General features: G+C 58.8%; 17 protein-coding genes. 11 read left to right on the top strand and 6 right to left on the bottom strand.

What is annotated here, in order from left to right:
• Positions 1–21 precede the first annotated feature (21 nt).
• The gene (tusA, locus tag RMV17_RS20265; protein ID WP_311882060.1) at positions 22–273 is read left to right on the top strand and encodes a sulfurtransferase TusA; all 252 of its coding nucleotides are present in this window, start codon (positions 22–24) and stop codon (positions 271–273) included.
• A 135-nt stretch (positions 274–408) separates the two neighbouring features.
• Here tusA and RMV17_RS20260 read toward each other — a convergent pair whose 3' ends face one another.
• On the bottom strand, positions 409–1818 hold the full coding sequence (locus tag RMV17_RS20260; protein WP_311882058.1) for an MATE family efflux transporter: 1410 nt from the start codon (positions 1816–1818) through the stop codon (positions 409–411).
• 159 nt (positions 1819–1977) lie between these two features.
• On the opposite strand from RMV17_RS20260, the gene pdxB reads away from it, so the two are divergent.
• Positions 1978–3120: a 4-phosphoerythronate dehydrogenase PdxB gene (pdxB, locus tag RMV17_RS20255; RefSeq protein ID WP_311882056.1), complete on the top strand. Its 1143-nt coding sequence runs from the start codon at positions 1978–1980 to the stop codon at positions 3118–3120.
• 183 nt (positions 3121–3303) lie between these two features.
• On the opposite strand, the gene RMV17_RS20250 is transcribed toward pdxB, so the two are convergent.
• Complete coding sequence (locus RMV17_RS20250; protein WP_093433652.1) at positions 3304–3483, bottom strand: PA1571 family protein; 180 nt, start codon at positions 3481–3483, stop codon at positions 3304–3306.
• Between the two features lie 255 nt (positions 3484–3738).
• Between RMV17_RS20250 and RMV17_RS20245 the strand changes: the two genes are divergently transcribed.
• Complete coding sequence (locus RMV17_RS20245) at positions 3739–5544, top strand: ABC transporter transmembrane domain-containing protein (protein WP_311882053.1); 1806 nt, start codon at positions 3739–3741, stop codon at positions 5542–5544.
• Between the two features lie 82 nt (positions 5545–5626).
• Here the strand turns inward: RMV17_RS20245 and RMV17_RS20240 are convergent, their stop codons facing one another.
• Positions 5627–7555: a transglycosylase SLT domain-containing protein gene (locus RMV17_RS20240; protein WP_311882051.1), complete on the bottom strand. Its 1929-nt coding sequence runs from the start codon at positions 7553–7555 to the stop codon at positions 5627–5629.
• Between the two features lie 214 nt (positions 7556–7769).
• Between RMV17_RS20240 and RMV17_RS20235 the strand changes: the two genes are divergently transcribed.
• Positions 7770–9692: an ATP-binding cassette domain-containing protein gene (locus tag RMV17_RS20235; RefSeq protein ID WP_311882050.1), complete on the top strand. Its 1923-nt coding sequence runs from the start codon at positions 7770–7772 to the stop codon at positions 9690–9692.
• Between the two features lie 70 nt (positions 9693–9762).
• Here RMV17_RS20235 and RMV17_RS20230 read toward each other — a convergent pair whose 3' ends face one another.
• Positions 9763–10200, bottom strand: a complete 438-nt coding sequence (locus RMV17_RS20230) for a universal stress protein (RefSeq protein WP_034156441.1) — start codon at positions 10198–10200, stop codon at positions 9763–9765.
• Positions 10201–10303: 103 nt separating this feature from the next.
• Between RMV17_RS20230 and RMV17_RS20225 the strand changes: the two genes are divergently transcribed.
• The 7 genes from RMV17_RS20225 (at position 10304) to RMV17_RS20195 (ending at position 18703) form a co-directional block, all read left to right on the top strand.
• Positions 10304–10741 carry a hypothetical protein gene (locus RMV17_RS20225; RefSeq protein ID WP_034156440.1) on the top strand — a complete coding sequence of 146 codons (438 nt, stop codon included), beginning with the start codon at positions 10304–10306 and terminating at the stop codon, positions 10739–10741.
• Positions 10742–11259: 518 nt separating this feature from the next.
• Positions 11260–13407: a fatty acid oxidation complex subunit alpha FadB gene (gene fadB, locus RMV17_RS20220; protein WP_034156439.1), complete on the top strand. Its 2148-nt coding sequence runs from the start codon at positions 11260–11262 to the stop codon at positions 13405–13407.
• 32 nt (positions 13408–13439) lie between these two features.
• Positions 13440–14615 (top strand): acetyl-CoA C-acyltransferase FadA, encoded by a 1176-nt coding sequence (gene fadA, locus RMV17_RS20215; protein WP_100847813.1) that lies wholly within the window; start codon positions 13440–13442, stop codon positions 14613–14615.
• Positions 14616–14713: 98 nt separating this feature from the next.
• Entirely contained in the window at positions 14714–14950 is a 237-nt protein-coding gene (locus tag RMV17_RS20210) for a DUF1653 domain-containing protein (protein ID WP_007910467.1), read from the top strand.
• A 114-nt stretch (positions 14951–15064) separates the two neighbouring features.
• Positions 15065–17695, top strand: a complete 2631-nt coding sequence (gene topA, locus RMV17_RS20205) for a type I DNA topoisomerase (protein WP_034156438.1) — start codon at positions 15065–15067, stop codon at positions 17693–17695.
• 143 nt (positions 17696–17838) lie between these two features.
• Complete coding sequence (locus RMV17_RS20200) at positions 17839–18363, top strand: DUF6586 family protein (RefSeq protein ID WP_034156437.1); 525 nt, start codon at positions 17839–17841, stop codon at positions 18361–18363.
• Between the two features lie 106 nt (positions 18364–18469).
• Positions 18470–18703, top strand: a complete 234-nt coding sequence (locus RMV17_RS20195; protein ID WP_003226592.1) for a hypothetical protein — start codon at positions 18470–18472, stop codon at positions 18701–18703.
• Between the two features lie 92 nt (positions 18704–18795).
• On the opposite strand, the gene sulA is transcribed toward RMV17_RS20195, so the two are convergent.
• Together sulA and lexA are read right to left on the bottom strand one after the other, a co-directional pair.
• Positions 18796–19269: an SOS-induced cell division inhibitor SulA gene (sulA, locus tag RMV17_RS20190; protein WP_034156436.1), complete on the bottom strand. Its 474-nt coding sequence runs from the start codon at positions 19267–19269 to the stop codon at positions 18796–18798.
• A 10-nt stretch (positions 19270–19279) separates the two neighbouring features.
• Positions 19280–19888: a transcriptional repressor LexA gene (gene lexA, locus RMV17_RS20185; RefSeq protein WP_311882039.1), complete on the bottom strand. Its 609-nt coding sequence runs from the start codon at positions 19886–19888 to the stop codon at positions 19280–19282.
• Positions 19889–19978: the final 90 nt, after the last annotated feature.

The following is a 19978-nucleotide window of genomic DNA, read 5'->3' as shown; positions in this document are numbered from 1 at the left end:
GGCCAGTTTCTGGAGTGAATCATGAGTGAAATGATCGATACCCCGGTCGACGGCACCCTCGACGCCACCGGCCTCAATTGCCCGGAGCCGGTGATGATGCTGCATCAGCACATCCGTGATCTGGTGCCCGGCGGCCTGCTCAAGGTGATCGCTACCGATCCCTCGACCCGTCGCGATATTCCCAAGTTCTGTGTGTTTCTTGACCACGAACTGGTGGGCCAGCACGAAGAGGCGGGTACTTACCTGTACTGGATCCGCAAGAAACTCTCCTGATTCCAGGTCAACGCAAAACGAACTGTGGGAGCGAGCCTGCTCGCGAAAGCGGTGAATCAGTCACAACAATGTTGACTGACACACCGCTTTCGCGAGTAGGCTCGCTCCCACATTTTTTTGTCCTGTGTAAAACCCTTAACCCGGTGAACGACTGATCCGAATGCGCTTACGCGCGCTGCGCGTCAAACGAATCGACAGCATCAACGCCGCGCAACTCAGGCCAACGATCAGGCCCTGCCACAAGCCGCTCGGGCCGCGTGGCTCGCCGAGCCAGTCAGTCAGGCCGAGGGCGTAACCCACCGGCAAACCAATGCCCCAATAGGCGAACAGGGTCAGGATCATCGTCACCCGAGTGTCCTGATAACCACGCAGCGCGCCGGCGGCGGTCACCTGGATCGCGTCGGAAAACTGGAACAGCGCCGAATACACAATCAGCATCGCCGCGATGTGAATCACCGTCGGGTCAGCGGTGTAGATCGCCGCAATCGGCTCGCGCAGCAACAGCATCATGCTCGCCGACAGGCAGGCGTAAGCCAGCGCGGTGCCCATGCCGACACCGGCAGCAAACCGCGCCTCGCGAGGCTCTTCGCGGCCCAGCGCCTGACCGACACGCACGGTAACGGCCATGCCCAGCGAGTACGGAATCATGAACACCAACGAACTGACGTTCAGCGCAATCTGATGCCCGGCCACTACAGTGGCGCCGAGGCTGCCGATCAGCAGGGCGATCACGGCAAAAATGCTCGACTCGGCAAACACCGCGATGCCGATCGGCAGACCAATCGCCAGCAGTCGCTTGATCACCACCCATTGCGGCCAGTCGAAACGGCTGAAGATTTCGCTCGAACGATAGGCCGGTGCCCAGCGCTCATACCCGGCCAGCCCCAATGCCATCACCCACATCACGATGGCCGTGGCCCAACCGCAACCGACGCCGCCCATCGCCGGCACACCGAAGTGGCCATAAATGAAGATGTAGTTCAGCGGAATATTCAGCGCCAGACCGCACAGACCCAGCACCATCGCCGGACGGGTACGGCCGATGCCGTCACTGGTGCAGCGCAGCACGTGATAGAACGCCACTGCCGGCAGACCGCTGGCGATGCCGTGCAGGTATTGCATGCACGGGCCGATCAGCTCGGGATCGACCTTCATCAGGTGCAGCACCGGCTCGGCGGCCACCAGCATTGCGGTGGCGATCAGTCCGACCACCAGCGCCAGCCACAGCGCCTGACGCACGAGCGGGCCGATTTCGCTATGGGTGCCCGCGCCAAAACGCTGGGCGACTTTCGGCGTGGTCGCCAGCAGGGTGCCGGTCATCAGCAGAAATACCGGCACCCAGATCGAGTTGCCCAGTGCCACGGCGGCCAGATCCTTTGGCCCGACGCGCCCGGCCATCACCGCATCGACGAAGCCCATGGCCGTGGTCGCCAGTTGCGCGATGATGATCGGCAACGCCAGGGCGAGCAGGTTCTTGAACTCCAGGCGTATACGCGCGGGGCGGGTGAGGGAGACAGCGACAGGTTGATCAGTTACAGAATTCACGGGCAAAGCGTCCACAGGTGTTGATGCGCAAGGCGCCGCATTCTACGCCGCTGACGCCTTGGTCAGGAAAAATCCTCTGTTGCGGATTTGTAAGCGCAAAGCCCGCTGGCCCGGCGACCGATCTGCACCTAAACTGCCGATCCGCCTAAGGAGCCCGCCATGCTGATTGTTGCCGACGAAAATATCCCGCTGCTCGATGCCTTTTTTGCCGGTTTCGGCGAGATCCGCCGGGTGCCGGGCCGTTCCATCGACCGTGCGACGGTCGAGCAGGCCGACGTTTTGCTTGTGCGCTCAGTGACCAACGTCAACCGCGCGTTGCTTGAGGGCAGCAAGGTGCGCTTTGTCGGCACCTGCACCATTGGCACTGATCATCTGGATCTCGAGTACTTCAATGAGGCCGGCATCACCTGGTCAAGTGCACCCGGCTGTAATGCCCGGGGTGTGGTCGATTACGTACTGGGCAGCCTGATGACGCTTGCCGAAATCGAAGGCGTTGATCTCACGCAACGGACCTACGGTGTCGTCGGTGCCGGTGAGGTGGGTGGGCGTCTGATCAAAGTCCTGAAGGGCCTGGGCTGGAACGTCAAAGTCTGCGATCCACCGCGGCAGGCCGCCGAGGGCGGTGATTACGTCAGCCTCGAGCAAATCATTGAGCAGTGCGACGTGATCAGTCTGCACACACCGCTGACTCGAAGCGGCGACGGCGCGACCTGGCACTTGTTCGATCAGCAGCGTTTGCAGCAGCTCAAGCCCGGTACGTGGCTGATCAATGCGGCGCGCGGGCCGGTGGTGGATAACGTCGCGCTGCGCAACGTGCTGCTCGACCGTGAAGACCTGCAAGCCGTCCTCGATGTCTGGGAAGCCGAGCCTGAAGTTAACGTGGCGCTGGCCGAACTCTGCGTCTTGGCCACGCCACACATTGCCGGTTACAGCCTGGACGGTAAACAGCGCGGAACGGCGCAGATCTATCAGGCTTACTGCGAATTCATTGACCAGCCAGCGAGCATTCAACTCAGTGAACTGCTGCCGAAGCCGTGGTTGTCGGAAGTTTCCCTGCACGGTGACAGCGATCCGGCCTGGGCGCTGGCGATGTTATGCCGTGGGGTGTACGACCCGCGCCGCGATGACGCGGATTTTCGCCGCAGCCTCGTAGGCAATGTCGGCGAGCAGCGCACGGCGTTCGATGTGTTGCGCAAGCAGTATCCGGTGCGGCGTGAGATTGAAGGGCTGAAGGTGCGGATTGAAGGGGAGTCGCCAGAGTTGGCGAGGATCGTGGCGGCGCTCGGCGCGGTGGCTGTCTAGCAACCGAGGTGGCTTCATCGCTGGCAAGCCAGCTCCCACAAGATTTTCGTCGTACTCAAAATCCGAGTACACCCGCGAAACTTGTGGGAGCTGGCTTGCCAGCGATAGCTTCAACACAAAGCTCAACTGTTCAGACAGAAAAAACCCGGCCAAAGGGGCCGGGTCAGGAAGACGGTGGCTATATCACTTTTGTTTGGCAGGCTTGACCAATCGCTTGTCCAGTTCGCGGCACGCGTCCTGGATCATGTCTTCAGTGATCGGTACTTCACGCCCATCCTTATCGATAATCGAGCAACCCAGAGGTTGGCCGGGCTTGGTGCGGATCACTTCAATCTTGTCATCGCTGCTGTGTTGCAAGGACATGGCCTGTCTCCTCATCAGGTTGTATACCCAGATTAAAACCGCCACGTGACCAGGCTGTGACAGCGCCTTCGATCCGTCATGAGCGGCCATTCCAGTCCAACAGAAATGACCGTTCGTCTCAACCGCGACGTTAGACCGATAGCAACTATGGCCTAGTCTTTGGGGGCATATTTAACCTGACTCATTGTGATTTACAGAGTTCAACCCCAAAGAAGGTTTACGCTAGCGCTTTCATCAATACGGATGCGTACCTGAATGACCCCGAAGCTTTCTTCAAGGCACCGGCGCGCCCTGCGTCTGACCAGTCGATTTCTGGCCCCTTACCGCTGGCAAGTCATCGGCGCGCTGCTGGCGTTGATCGTCACCGCCGCCGTCACGTTGTCGATGGGGCAGGGGATCAAATTGCTGGTCGACCGAGGCTTCATGACTCAGTCGCCGCATCAGCTCAACCAGAGCATCGGTATTTTCATGTTGATGGTGCTGGGTTTGGCGGTCGGCACGTTTGCCCGGTTCTACTGGGTGTCGTGGATCGGTGAGCGCTGCGTCGCCGACATTCGCCGTGAGGTCTTCAACCATCTGGTTTATCTGCACCCCGGCTTCTATGAAAACAACCGCAGTTCGGAGATCCAGTCGCGGCTGACTGCCGACACGACACTCCTGCAATCGGTGATCGGCTCGTCACTGTCGATGTTCCTGCGCAATCTGCTGATGGTCATTGGTGGTGTCATTCTGTTGTTCGTGACCAACGCAAAGCTCACCAGCATCGTGGTGATTGCCCTGCCGTTCGTGGTCGCGCCGATCCTGATTTTCGGCCGGCGCGTGCGCAATCTGTCGCGGTTGAGCCAGGACCGTGTCGCCGATATCGGCAGCTATGTGTCGGAAACCCTCGGCCAGATCAAAACCGTGCAGGCCTACAACCATCAGGTGCAGGACGAGCGGCGTTTTGCGACGACGGTCGAGGACGCATTCGACACTGCACGCAAACGCATCTTTCAGCGTTCGTGGATGATCACCATGGTGATCGTGCTGGTGCTGGGTGCGGTAGCGGTGATGTTGTGGGTGGGCGGCATGGACGTGATCGCCGGACGCATCACCGGTGGCGAACTGGCCGCGTTTGTGTTTTACAGCCTGATTGTCGGCAGTGCCATTGGCACCTTGAGTGAGGTGATCGGTGAGCTGCAGCGCGCAGCCGGTGCCGCCGAACGAATCGCTGAGCTGTTGGGTTCGGAAAATATCATCCAGCCACCAACCGCCGGGCTGGTGACCCTGCCGGAGCGCGTGCGGGGGGAATTGCAATTGCAGGACGTGCGTTTTTTCTACCCGTCGCGTCCGGAAAGCTACGCCGTCAACGGTTTGAATCTGACCATCCGGGCCGGTGAGACACTGGCGCTGGTGGGGCCATCCGGCGCCGGCAAGTCCACGGTATACGATTTGCTATTGCGCTTTTATGATCCTGTGGAAGGTCGGATCCTGATTGATGGCGTGCCGTTGACCAGCCTCGATCCGCTGGACCTGCGCCGTCACTTCGCCCTGGTCTCACAGTCGCCGGCGCTGTTCTTTGGCAGCGTTGAAGAGAATATTCGTTACGGCAATCCGGGGGCGACGCTGGAGCAAGTCAAGGAAGCGGCAAAAATTGCTCACGCCCACGACTTCATCGAGAAAATGCCCAACGGTTATCAGACCCATCTCGGCGATGGTGGCCTCGGCCTTTCCGGTGGCCAGCGTCAGCGCTTGGCGATTGCCCGGGCGTTGCTGGTCGACGCACCGATCCTGCTGCTGGACGAAGCTACCAGCGCCCTCGATGCACAGAGTGAACACCTGATTCAGGAAGCGCTGCCGAGCCTCATGCAGAACCGCACCACGCTGGTGATCGCGCATCGACTGGCCACGGTGAAAAACGCTGACCGGATTGCGGTGATGGATCAGGGCAAGCTTGTGGCCATTGGTACTCATCAGGAGCTGATTGCCAGCAATCCGCTGTATGCACGGTTGGCGGCGTTGCAGTTCAATGATGGCAAGAGCGCTTCAACTAATCCTGTCACCGATCCTGCCATTCACTAAGTAACCGCTCAGGTTGTACCTATAAAAAATGCCCGTATCTCGCGATACGGGCATTTTTTGTTACTCGGCGTCAGCCGCGTGATCACTGATCGTCAAAGTACCGCTCATGCCAATCCACCAGCGGCTGCGGCGAGTTGAGCTTCTGGCCGTAGATCACCGAATAAGACAACACGTTCTGCACGTACTGACGGGTTTCATCGAACGGGATACTTTCCACCCAGACGTCGAAGCTCAGATGATCGGCACCGCGCAGCCATTGGCGCACACGACCCGGGCCGGCGTTGTAGGCGGCGGAGGCGAGGACGCGGTTGCCGTTGAACTGGCTGTGCACCTGGCTCAGGTAAGCGGCGCCGAGCTGGATGTTCTTGTCCGGATCGAGTACCTGCTGCGGCGAGGCCAGCGGGATGCTGAACTTGCGCGCGGTTTCCTTGGCGGTGCCGGGCATCAACTGCATCAGGCCACTGGCGCCAACGCCGGAGCGGGCGTCGTCCATGAAAGCGCTTTCCTGACGGGTGATGGCAAACACCCAACTGGAATGCAGGCCACGTACCTTGGCTTCACGCACGAGCGTTTCGCGGTGGGCCATCGGGAAGCGGATATCCAGATCGTCCCAGTACTGCGCCTGACTGATGGTGCGGATGGCCGGGAAGTACCATTTCAGGTCGTAAGCGAGTTTGGCCTGGGCAACCATTTCATCGCGATTGAAATGGCGGCTGACGTGATACCACTCGCGGCGACCGTCGACGATCTGCCCGCGGGCGTGGAATTCCAGCGCGCGGCGCACGCCCGGGGTGTTGCGCACCTTGTTGATCAGTGCCTGGCTGAGGACCAACGGCTTGTTGTTCAGCGAGTACGGCGATTGCGAGCGGTCGGCGGCAAGGAAACCGTAGAAGTCACGTTCCCGGGCGAGGCCTTTGTACAGGGTCTGTGCTTCCGGGTTTTGCGGCTGGGCCAGTTCCAGACTGCGCGCCTGCCAGTAGCGCCAGCGGTTGGTGGTGGCCAGATCCTGTGGCAGACGGCGGGTCAACTGATACGCATCGTCCCAACGGGCCAGACGCAGCAGCAGGCGCAAACGCCATTCCGAGACGGTGTTGTCGCGCAACTCCGGGTCGTATTTGGTCATCACGTCCAGCGCGCGGCTGTCGAAGCGCCGGGCGAGGGTCAGACCGATTTCCCGAGCGATCGCGACTTTTTCATCGCGGGAGAAATGCATGCTGCTGGCGTAACCGTCGAGCAGCGCCATGGCCTTGTCCGGATCCTGGCGCGCGAGGCGACGCAGGCCGAGGCTGACCACGTCGGACATCGGCTCATCGGCCGGGGTGAAGCGCGAAGGTTGATTCAGCAACTCCGGTTTCTGCGCCACATCCACCAGCAAACGACCGCGTGGGGCGAGGGTGGTCAGGCCGTTGACCAGGCTGTTGGCCAGTGGATAGTTGCGCGCCTGAGCGGCGAGTTTGGTGCGCTCCCAGCGTTTCTGTTCGGTGAGCTGACCGTCGGCGGCCCAGAGGCCGAACAGTCCGTCACAGGCAGCAGGCTGCGATTTGCCGGTCAGCCACAATTTGTCGGCGTTGGCGTAACCCTCGGCCTTGTGACCGCTGCTGATCTGGTACTGCGCGTTGAGGCAATCCAGTTCAGTGAAATTGAGCTTCGGGTCGTAATATTTGACGAAGGTCGCCCAGTCGCCACGGTCGGCGAGCCAGCGCAACCAGCGCAGTTTCATCCAGTTGGCCTGGGGCAGGTCACCGTGTTCGGCGAGAAATTTCTCGATTTCTGCATTGCTCGCGGTTTTCAGGCGCGCGGTCAGTTCGTCGTAGGCCAGATACGGTTCCAGCGGGTAATCGGCCAGCGCCTGGCTGTAACGGAAATACGGGCCGGTATCACCCTTGGCCAGCGCACGCTTGGCTTCATCGTAATACTGGCGTTGGGTGGACAGGTCCACCGCCTGGGCGGATTGAGCGACAGCGGCGGTAAGTAGCAAACAGGACAAAACACTGAAAAGGCGACTGCGCATGAGACATCCGGGCAGAGAAATCATGACAAGTGCCGACCTCGGTCAGCACTGAATTGTCTGTAGCTTAGCCTTTTGCCAGCAAGCGGCGAAAGCTTTGCGGGCCTCGCAGCACAAGTTCGCAACAAATGTTGTGCAGAGTGCTTCGACAGACAAATTGCCGGCCTGCTGAAGCCCTAACTCAGGTAGAATGCGCGCCCGGTTTTTGGAGAAGCTCATGACCCTGCTCAAATTCAGCGATGTGTCCCTTGCGTTCGGCGCTATGCCGTTGTTGGACAAGGTGTCCTGGCAGATCGCCCGTGGTGAGCGGGTGTGCATCATCGGCCGCAACGGCACTGGCAAGTCCAGCATGATGAAACTGGTCAAGGGCGACCAGAAGCCCGATGAAGGCTCGGTGTGGCGTGCCCCCGGTCTGAAAATCGGCGAATTGCCGCAAGAATTGCCAGTGGCCGACGATCGGACAGTGTTCGACGTGGTCGCTGAAGGCCTTGATGGCGTGGGCGCTTTGCTCGCCGAATACCATCACCTTGCGCAGAACTGCGTTACTGAAGAAGACCTGAACAAGCTGATGCACGTTCAGCAAGACCTCGAAGCCCGTGATGGCTGGCGTTTGCAGACTCTGGTCGAGAGCACTTTGAGTCGCCTGCAATTGCCGGCCGACAAGACCCTCGCCCAGTTGTCCGGCGGCTGGCGTCGTCGCGTGCTGCTGGCGCAGGCGCTGGTGTCCGAGCCGGATCTGCTGCTGCTCGACGAACCGACCAACCACCTGGACATCGGTGCGATTGCCTGGCTCGAAGAAGCGCTGAAAGATTTCCAGGGCGCCGTGCTGTTCATCACGCACGACCGTTCCTTCCTGCAAAACCTCGCCACGCGCATCCTCGAACTGGATCGCGGTGGCCTGATCGACTGGAACGGCGACTACGCCAGCTTCCTCGTGCACAAAGAAGCCGCGCTGGCCGCTGAAGAAACCGCCAACGCGCTGTTCGACAAGAAACTGGCCCAGGAAGAAGTCTGGATCCGCCAGGGCATCAAGGCGCGCCGCACCCGTAACGAAGGCCGCGTCCGCGCCCTGAAAGCCCTGCGCGTTGAGCGCAGCGAGCGTCGTGAGCGCACCGGCAAGGCCAACATTCAGTTGGACACTGCCGACAAGTCCGGCAAGCAGGTGATGGTCCTCGAGAACGTGAGTTTCGCTCACCCGGGTGGCCCGTTCCTGATCAAGGACTTCTCGATGGTGCTGACACGCGGCGACCGTATTGGTCTGCTCGGCGCCAACGGTACCGGCAAGACCACCCTGCTGAAACTGATGCTCAGCGGTCTGCAACCGACCAGCGGCAAAGTGGAAGAGGGCACGCGCATCGACGTGGCTTACTTCGACCAGTTGCGTCATCAACTTGATCTGGAAAAAACCGTGATCGATAACGTCGCCGAAGGTCGCGACTTCATCGATATCGACGGCCAGAGCCGTCATGTGCTGAGCTACCTCGGCGACTTCCTGTTCAGCCCGCAGCGTGCCCGCACGCCGGTCAAGGCGCTGTCGGGTGGTGAGCGTGCGCGTCTGTTGCTGGCCAAGCTGTTCAGCAAACCGGCGAACCTGCTGGTCCTCGACGAACCGACCAACGACCTCGACGTGGAAACCCTCGAGCTGCTCGAAGAAGTACTGCTGACTTTCAATGGCACCGTGCTGATGGTCAGCCACGACCGGGCATTTCTCGACAACGTGGTCACCAGCACCCTGGTCTTCGAAGGCGAAGGCAAGGTGCGTGAATACGTCGGCGGCTATCAGGACTGGATCCGTCAGGGCGGCTCGCCGCGTCTGTTGGGCGTGACTGAAAGCAAGTCGGGCAAGGCTGACCTGAACTCCGCTGTAGTGACCGCTGAGCCTGCTGTGGTCGCAGCGCCAGCCGCTGCTGCTCCGGCTGCCAAGAAGAAGTTGAGCTACAAGCTGCAACGCGAGCTGGAAGCGCTGCCAAGTGACATCGATGCCAAGGAGCAGCAGATCGCTGCGGTGGAAGCTGAAATGGCTGAAGCCGGTTTCTATCAGCGTCCTGCGGCTGAAACGGCCAAGGTGATTGCTTCGCTGGAGCAGTTGCAGGCTGAGCTGGATGCGTTGCTGGAGCGTTGGGCCGAGCTGGATGCCTGATTGATCCGGTAACAAAAAAGCCCGGCCTCATTTGCGTGAGGCCGGGCTTTTTGTAGGAGTTGCCGAAGGGTTAGCGTTTGATCAGGTGTACTGCCAATACATCGCAAGGTGCGCCGTGCAATACGTCGTTGGCGGTCGAGCCGAGCAACAATGCCAGACCATGACGACCATGGCTGCCGACCACAATCAGATCGCACGTGTTTTCCTTGGCGAAATGATGGATTTCCTGGCGAGGCTGGCCATAGGTCAGGTGGCAGTTGGCGCCTTCAAGCTCTGAGTATTTGGCTTTCAAACGCTCAAGTCGTTCCTTGGCCTGATCGAACTGCTGCTGTTGCAGTTGTGACAGATCCATCGGCACGTCGCCGCCGAACGCCATGGCCATCGGCTCGACGATATGCACCAGCGACAGCTTGGCGCCATTGCTCACCGACAGCTCTCGGGCGCGGTGAATCACAGGGTCGCACTCTTCAGTCAGATCTACGGCGACCAGGATGTGGTGGTAGGGCATGAGGCGCTCCTCGTGAGGTTTCAATATTGTTAAGTATGGCTGGTTTCAAGCGCATTGGTTCCAAAGTGACACAATGCGCTCACCAAGAATTGGGAATAGAGATATGACGGTCTGGTTGGTGGTGTCAATCCTGCTGGTGGTTTTAAGTCCTCTGGCGTGGTTGCGCCCATCGCGCGCGCAAAGCGGTCGTATCGCCCTGCGCATGGAGGCGCGACGCATCGGTTTGGCCATGCAGCTGGCGCCCCAGGAATGGCCGCACTGGCTGGCGCAAGAGCCGCCGAATCCGTGTGCGCAGTATCATCGCCCACGTCGCAGCAAGCAGCCTGTCTGTTGGACTTACTGGCAGAAATCGCCGGGTGTATGGGTCAATCAATGGCAGGAAGTCTGCGAAGATCGGGCGCTGCTCAATCATTTCGAAAAGTTGCCGGGCAACGTTTTCAAAGTCGAGGCAGACAAGCAGATGATCGCCTTGTATTGGGGCGAGAAGGGCGAAGCCTCGGTTTTGCTTGATATCGATGCCACCCTGAAAGCGCTGGCCTGACGCGCGGACTTTTCCCACTGCAACGGTGGGGAAGGTCCGGCAGACGCGCAATAAAAAGCCCGACATGATTCATCGGGCGGGGTTGGCCAGGCAGGCCGGAAATCTTTTTTGATGCAGGTTCAGTCAGCGCATTTCCCTGTCGTCCACCCAGCGTAGCCCTTTAAACGAGGGCTGCGGCTAATTAGGGCGACTTTTCTAACTATTGATTCTATGAATGGCTTTACATGCAGACGCGTGTTGCGGGTCTTCGTCTTACAGAAATGACCGCAAAGTCGCATTTCAACCCGTATTTTGGGCGATTGACAATTGTCGGAAATTCCGTGAAGGTGACGTACCCAAATCAAACGGGCGTATGAATTGAGCGTTTGTCTTACAGACTGCTCCTACAGAATCCCGACTATCGCGTTGGCGGGTGTGCCGGGTGGATTGGCGTTAGCATCGACGAAAAAGCGTCCTGCCGAGCCATTCGCCTGCGTCCGACGTGTACTGTTCAGCTTCCATATCGTGGAGATCAGTTGATGATTTACGAAGGTAAAGCCATCACGGTTAAAGCTCTTGAAAGTGGCATCGTCGAATTGAAATTCGACCTCAAGGGTGAGTCCGTCAACAAGTTCAACCGTCTAACCCTGAACGAACTGCGTCAGGCCGTAGACACCATCAAGGCAGATGCTTCGATCAAGGGCGTGATCGTCAGCAGTGGCAAGGACGTGTTCATCGTCGGCGCCGACATCACCGAATTTGTCGACAACTTCAAGCTGCCGGATGCCGAGCTGGTTGCTGGCAATCTCGAAGCCAACAAGATCTTCAGCGATTTCGAAGACCTCAACGTCCCAACCGTAGTGGCCATTAATGGCATCGCACTGGGCGGCGGTCTGGAAATGTGCCTGGCGGCTGACTATCGCGTCATGTCGACCAAGGCCAAGATCGGTCTGCCGGAAGTCAAACTGGGCATCTACCCAGGCTTCGGCGGCACCGTGCGTCTGCCGCGCCTGATCGGTGTCGACAACGCAATCGAGTGGATTGCCTCCGGCAAGGAAAACCGCCCGGAAGACGCCCTGAAAGTCAGTGCCGTCGACGCCGTGGTTGCTCCTGAAAAGCTGCAGGAAGCTGCACTTGAACTGATCAAACGCGCCATCTCCGGCGAGTTCGACTTCAAGGCCAAGCGTCAGCCGAAACTTGAAAAACTCAAGCTGAACGCCATTGAACAGATGATGGCTTTCGAAACCGCCAAAGGTTTTGTCGCCGGTCAAGCTGGCCCGAACTACCCGGCGCCGGTTGAAGCGATCAAGACCATCCAGAAAGCCGCGAACTTCGGTCGTGACAAGGCGCTGGAAGTCGAAGCCGCCGGTTTCGTCAAACTGGCCAAGACCTCTGCCGCGCAGAGCTTGATCGGTCTGTTCCTGAACGATCAGGAACTGAAGAAAAAGGCCAAGGCCTACGACGAAATCGCCAAAGACGTGAAGCAGGCCGCTGTACTCGGCGCCGGCATCATGGGTGGCGGTATCGCTTATCAGTCGGCCTCCAAGGGTACGCCGATCCTGATGAAGGACATCAACGAGCACGGTATCGAGCAAGGTCTGGCCGAAGCCGCCAAGTTGCTGGTTGGCCGCGTTGATAAAGGCCGCATGACCGCTGCGAAAATGGCTGAAGTACTCAACGCCATTCGTCCGACCCTGTCCTACGGCGACTTCGGTCACGTCGATCTGGTCGTCGAAGCTGTGGTCGAGAACCCGAAGGTCAAGCAAGCCGTACTGGCTGAAGTGGAAGGTCAGGTCAAAGAGGACACCATCCTCGCGTCCAACACTTCGACCATTTCCATCAGCCTGCTGGCCAAGGCCCTCAAGCGTCCGGAAAACTTCGTCGGCATGCACTTCTTCAACCCGGTGCACATGATGCCGCTGGTGGAAGTGATCCGCGGCGAGAAGTCGAGTGAGCTGGCTGTTGCCACCACCGTTGCCTACGCCAAGAAAATGGGCAAGAACCCGATCGTCGTCAACGACTGCCCGGGCTTCCTGGTCAACCGCGTACTGTTCCCGTACTTCGGCGGTTTCGCCAAACTGGTCAGCGCCGGTGTGGACTTCGTCCGTATCGACAAGGTCATGGAAAAATTCGGCTGGCCGATGGGCCCGGCGTACCTGATGGACGTGGTCGGTATCGACACCGGTCACCACGGTCGTGACGTAATGGCTGAAGGTTTCCCGGATCGCATGAAGGATGACCGTCGTTCGGCCATCGACGTGTTGTACGAAGCCAAGCGCCTGGGTCAGAAAAACGGTAAGGGCTTCTACGCCTACGAGGCCGACAAGAAAGGCAAGCAGAAGAAAGTTGCCGATCCTTCGGTACTCGAAGTGCTCAAGCCGATCGTCTACGAGCAGCGTGAAGTCACTGACGAAGACATCATCAACTGGATGATGATCCCACTGTGCCTGGAAACCGTGCGCTGCCTGGAAGACGGCATCGTTGAAACCGCCGCCGAAGCCGACATGGGTCTGGTCTACGGTATCGGTTTCCCTCCATTCCGTGGCGGTGCGCTGCGCTACATCGATTCGATCGGTGTTGCCGAGTTCGTTGCCCTGGCTGACCAGTACGCTGATTTGGGCGCGCTGTACCACCCGACCGCGAAGCTGCGTGAAATGGCCAAAACCGGCCAACGGTTCTTCGGTTAAGCGTCCCAACTTTTGAGCGAGAGTGAAATTTTATGAGCTTGAATCCAAGAGACGTCGTGATTGTCGACTTCGGTCGTACTCCGATGGGCCGCTCCAAGGGCGGCATGCACCGCAACACCCGCGCCGAAGACATGTCGGCGCACCTGATCAGCAAATTGCTGGAACGCAACGCCAAGGTCGATCCTGCTGAAGTCGAGGACGTGATTTGGGGCTGCGTCAACCAGACCCTGGAGCAGGGCTGGAACATCGCGCGCATGGCGTCGTTGATGACCCAGATCCCGCACACTTCGGCCGGCCAGACCGTCAGCCGTCTGTGTGGTTCGTCGATGAGCGCATTGCACACTGCTGCGCAAGCGATCATGACCGGCAACGGTGACGTGTTCGTGGTTGGCGGCGTCGAGCATATGGGCCACGTGAGCATGATGCACGGTGTCGATCCGAACCCGCACATGTCGCTGTACGCAGCGAAAGCCTCGGGCATGATGGGCCTGACCGCGGAAATGCTCGGCAAAATGCACGGCATCACTCGCGAGCAGCAAGACGCCTTCGGCGTGCGTTCCCACCAGTTGGCCCACAAGGCAACCGTGGAAGGCAAGTTCAAAGACGAAATCATCCCGATGCAGGGCTACGACGAGAACGGTTTCCTGAAACTGTTCGACTACGACGAAACCATTCGTCCGGAAACCACCCTGGAAAGTCTGGCGGCCCTCAAGCCTGCCTTCAATCCAAAGGGCGGCACCGTGACTGCCGGTACTTCGTCGCAGATCACCGATGGTGCTTCGTGCATGATCGTGATGTCGGCGCAGCGCGCTCAAGACCTGGGTATCCAGCCAATGGCGGTTATCCGTTCGATGGCAGTGGCAGGTGTGGATCCGGCAATCATGGGCTATGGTCCAGTTCCGGCGACACAAAAAGCCCTGAAACGTGCGGGCCTTGGCATCAACGATATCGACTTCTTCGAGCTCAACGAAGCTTTCGCCGCACAGGCCCTGCCAGTGCTGAAAGATCTGAAAGTGCTCGACAAGATAAACGAGAAGGTTAACCTGCACGGCGGCGCGATCGCCCTGGGTCACCCGTTCGGTTGCTCCGGTGCCCGTATTTCCGGCACCTTGCTGAACGTGATGAAGCAGAATAGCGGCACCTTCGGGGTGGCCACTATGTGCATTGGTCTCGGCCAAGGCATCTCCACCGTCTTCGAACGCGTCTAAGCGTCTCGTTGATGGAAGCCGGGGCCAAGTGCCCCGGTTTTTGTTTTTGTGGATTTATTTTGTTTTTATTTTGAAAAAATTTGAGTGAGGGCCAACACATGCCGATACAACCTGGGCTCTACCAACATTACAAAGGTCCGCAGTACCGCGTATTCAGTGTTGCGCGGCATTCCGAGACCGAAGAAGAAGTGGTCTTTTACCAAGCCCTGTATGGCGATTACGGCTTTTGGGTACGCCCTCTGAGCATGTTTCTCGAGTCAGTCGAGGTTGACGGCGAGCAGGTGCCACGCTTTGCTTTGGTGCAAGCCGAACCGAGCCTTTTTTCCAAGGCATAAGGCGAGTGCGCACAGAACCCTGTGCTTGACCTCACCTTGTATCAACTATATATAGCGGTGCCGCGTCAGGCGCCAACCGCCTTTCACTTCTAGAATTCAGGAATTTTCTGATCCATGGGCAAATCGCTGGTCATTGTGGAATCCCCGGCTAAGGCCAAGACCATCAACAAGTATCTGGGTAACCAATACGTGGTGAAGTCGAGTATCGGCCATATCCGAGACCTGCCCACCAGCGGTTCGGCTAGCGCCAGCAAAGAGCCAGCCGCCAAGCGCGGCAAGGCTGCTGCGGGCGAAGGTCCGGTGCTCTCGCCGAAAGAGAAAGCGCGCAAGCAGCTGGTCTCGCGTATGGGTGTCGATCCCGATCATGGCTGGAAAGCCAAGTACGAGATCCTCCCGGGTAAAGAGAAGGTCATCGAAGAGCTGCGCCGGCTCGCCAAAGATGCTGACACCATCTATCTCGCAACCGACTTGGATCGCGAGGGGGAAGCCATTGCCTGGCACCTGCGCGAAGCCATCGGTGGTGACGACAGCCGCTACAAGCGTGTGGTGTTCAACGAAATCACCAAGAAGGCGATTCAGGAAGCCTTCTCGGAGCCGGGTGAGCTGGACATCGATCGCGTCAATGCGCAACAGGCGCGTCGTTTCCTCGACCGCGTTGTGGGTTACATGGTCTCGCCGCTGCTGTGGGCGAAGATCGCCCGTGGCCTGTCTGCCGGTCGCGTGCAATCGGTTGCCGTGAAGCTGGTGGTCGAGCGTGAGCGTGAAATCCGTGCATTCAACCCGGAAGAGTACTGGGAAGTGCATGCCGATCTCGGCACCACCAAAGGCTCGACCGTGCGTTTCGAAGTGGCTCGCGAGAAAGGCGAAGCCTTCAAGCCGCTCAACGAAGCCCAGGCCATGGCCGCGCTGGAGAAGCTCAAGTCTTCCAGCTACAGCATCGTCAAGCGCGAAGACAAGCCGACCAGCAGCAAGCCTTCGGCGCCATTCATCACGTCGACCCTGCAACAGGCTGCGAGTAACCGCCTGGGCTTTGGCGTGAAGAAAACCATGATGATGGCCCAGCGTCTGTACGAAGCCGGCTACATCACTTATATGCGTACCGACTCGACCAACCTCTCGGCCGATGCCGTGGCGATGGCGCGCACTTACATTGAAGACGAGTTCGGCAAGAAGTACCTGCCGGAAACGCCAAACGTCTACAGCAGCAAAGAAGGCGCGCAAGAGGCTCACGAAGCGATCCGTCCTTCCGACGCCAACACCACGCCGAGCAAGCTCGCAGGCATGGAGCGTGACGCTGAGCGCCTCTACGAGCTGATCTGGCGCCAGTTCCTCGCTTGCCAGATGCTGCCGGCGCAATACTTGTCGACCACAGTCAGCGTAGGCGCTGGTGACTTCGAGCTGCGTGCCAAGGGCCGTATCCTCAAGTTCGACGGTTACACCCGCGTCATGCCGCAGATTGCCAAGCCAGGCGACGACGATGTTCTGCCTGATATGGCGCAGGGCGACGTGATGAAGCTGATCAAGCTCGATCCGTCCCAGCACTTTACCAAGCCGCCGGCGCGTTACTCGGAAGCCAGTCTGGTAAAAGAAATGGAGAAACGCGGTATCGGTCGTCCTTCGACGTACGCCGCGATCATTTCGACCATTCAGGATCGCGGCTATGTGACTTTGCACAACCGTCGTTTCTACTCGGAAAAGATGGGCGACATCGTTACCGAGCGCCTGTCGGAAAGCTTCTCCAACCTCATGGACTACGGCTTCACTGCCGGCATGGAAGAGAACCTCGATGACGTTGCACAGGGCGAGCGCGACTGGAAAAGCGTGCTGGACGAGTTTTACGGCGATTTCAAAAAGAAACTCGAAGTAGCCGAAAACCCTGAAAGCGGCATGCGCGCCAACCAGCCGGTCATGACCGACATTCCGTGCACGACCTGTGGTCGTCCGATGCAGATTCGTACTGCGTCGACCGGCGTGTTCCTCGGTTGCTCGGGCTACAGCCTGCCGCCGAAAGAACGCTGCAAGGCCACCGTCAACCTGGTGCCGGGCGACGAGATTGCTGCGGACGACGAAGGTGAGTCGGAATCGCTGGTTCTGCGCGGCAAGCATCGCTGCCCGATTTGCAGCACGGCGATGGACGCTTATCTGCTCGACGAGAAGCGCAAGCTGCACATCTGCGGTAACAACCCGGATTGCGCCGGCTACGAAATCGAAGAGGGCAGCTATCGCATCAAGGGCTACGAAGGTCCGAGCCTGGAATGCGACAAGTGCGGCAGCGAGATGCAGCTCAAGACTGGCCGTTTCGGCAAGTTCTTCGGTTGCACCAACCCTGAGTGCAAGAACACCCGCAAACTGCTGAAAAGCGGTGATGCAGCGCCGCCGAAGATGGATCCGGTGAAGATGCCTGAGCTGAAATGCGAAAAGGTCAACGACACCTACATCCTCCGTGATGGTGCCTCAGGTCTGTTCCTGGCCGCCAGCCAGTTCCCGAAAAACCGTGAGACCCGTGCTCCGCTGGTGATCGAGATTGTGCCGCACAAGGACGAAATCGATCCGAAGTATCACTTCCTCTGCGACGCGCCGAAGAAGGATCCTGATGGTTTGCCAGCGGTGATCCGCTACAGCCGCAAGACCAAGGAGCAATACGTGCAGACCGAAGTCGATGGCAAGCCTACCGGTTGGAAGGCGTACTTCGACGGCGGCAAGTGGACGGTTGAAGACAAGCGTACGAAGGCCAAAGCTGAATAAGCGTTAGCCTGATACTGAAAGGCCGCATGAGACCCCTCGGGTTTTCAGGCGGCCTTTTTGTTTTGTGCTTGCGGTGGGATCGGCTGATCCACGACACTGTCCGGCCTGTGTGAAGCAATTATTTCGTAGTGGAGACTGCCGTCATGGCCCACGAGCTCTATACCCGTACCAACCAGAAAATCTATTTCGCCGGTCTGTCGCTGGAAGCCCTCGCTCGTGCTGAAGAGGGGCGGGCGATGAATTCTCTGGCATTGATTCAGGCTGGACGTGAATCAGCGTTGTTTCACCTGTACGGCGCCTTGTTGGGGCTTTGTCATGAGATCGCGGGTTTCTATCGTTTGCCGCAAGCCAATGCGCCAAGGGCCGAGATGCTGCTGACGCGTGAAGTGCTGGAGTCAATTGCGATTCCCGAGTTGGCAGAGATGGTCGAGCTGGCAGGTAACTCCGAGACCTGGCTGGCAAAACTGCTGGCAGCGCATTCGGCGCTATTTCAGCCACCACGGGTACCACACAAGCCGAAGGGTGATGTGACGCAACCGTTGATTCAGGCGATTAATCTGGATGAAGAAGAAGCGCCAGAAGAGTTGAGTCGAGAGGAGCTGGAGGGCTGGCGGCAGAATCTGAAAGGCTTGGCGATTCGCTTTCGCGAAGGCTTGAACGAGTGCTGAGGGCGATTGACACGGTGGCAATCTGAAACATGCTGCTGGTCAAGATCCCGAGCGAAGCCTGAATGATGTCTATATAATCCCTGCCTTTCGTGGAGAACAGACCTTTATGCCAACGTCCTTTCTAGAAATTGTCGAGTTACCAGACGGCCGAATCGAACTGCGCAGGGCCGAGGACGAAGGTTCTCTGGTGACGCTGGATTTCTCCGAGGATGCCAAGGCGTTCCTGCAAGGTCAGCATGTGGAAATCGCCAAGGCGATGTTGAGCGTCGGCGTGCAGATGGCCGGTCGTATGGTCGAAGGCGAGTTTGATAAGGAGGAGGGGCCGCGGGTTCTTCATTGATCCCCGTCTTTTTCTTTCTGACGTTACCGCTTCAGATCGGCTTCTCTGTCCTTGGAGAAGCCCTGCGCTTCACACAGCGCGTATACCCATTATCAACCCAAACGAATATTCAGGCTCTGAGCATCGCCCGTGCGTGCGGCGCTGATCAGTTGTTGCCGTGAATGGGTGTTTAGCGGGTTAAGCCAGGTGACTACGGTGTGACTGCGGCCCAGCTTCAGGGCTTCGCACGCCAGTTGCTGGGCGCTTTGAGCGCCTCTTGGTTGCAGCAGCAGAATACGCTCGCGATTCAAGCCGGCATCCCGCAGCCATGCCTGAGTCAGGCTCGCAGGAGGCGCTATCAGCGTCAGCCAGCGCGCGTCCTGATCTTCACTGAGTTCGCGAAGAATCGGAGCGAGCAGGTTCAGGCAGTTCCCGGCAGCACCACGCAGGGACAGCTCACTGAATACTTCAGGTTCGGCAATCCACGGGCGCTCGACGACCTCTTTGAGGGTCGGCGCCATCGGTTGTGCCAGAAACGCTTCGAATAAAGGCAGTTGTGTTTGCTGAGGTGTGTGTGGGAACTGCATAGAGCCTCCTTTAGCGGCGAATAACGCCGACACTCAAGCCTTCGATCACCAGTTCCTGATCTTTCAGGTCGACTTCGATAGGGGCGAACTCAGGGTTTTCGGCAATCAGCCAGACCTTGCTGCCTTCACGCTTGAAGCGTTTGACCGTCACTTCGTCGCCGATGCGGGCAACGACGACCTGGCCATTGCGCGCTTCACGTGTGGTGTGGACCGCCAGCAGGTCACCGTCGAAGATGCCGATGTCCTTCATGCTCATGCCGTGTACGCGCAACAGATAGTCAGCGCGCGGATGAAAGAAAGTCGGATTGATGTTGCAGGATTCTTCGATGTGCTGCTGGGCGAGGATTGGCGCGCCGGCAGCGACCCGGCCAATGATCGGCAGGGTAGAGTTATCTGCCTTGGCTTCGAAGCCAGGGATGCGAATACCGCGCGAAGCGCCAGGTGTCATCTCGATGGCGCCTTTTCGGGCCAGTGCCTTGAGATGCTCTTCAGCCGCGTTCGGCGACTTGAAGCCCAGTTCCTGAGCGATTTCCGCGCGGGTTGGCGGGTAGCCGTTGTCTTCGAGGCAGCGTTTGATAAAGGCCAGAATCTCGGCTTGGCGTGGCGTCAGCTTTAGCATATTGATCGCTCTGTCTTTTTATACAGTGACTGGGATTATATACAGTGAAGCGGTCTTGGCAATGGCCGTTTTTTCGCAGGCCGCCAGACG

The organism is Pseudomonas sp. VD-NE ins (assembly GCF_031882575.1).
Lineage (GTDB): Bacteria > Pseudomonadota > Gammaproteobacteria > Pseudomonadales > Pseudomonadaceae > Aquipseudomonas > Aquipseudomonas fluorescens_BZ.
Note: the sequence above shows the minus strand (reverse complement) of the source record. Positions and strands in the feature narration are given on the sequence as shown.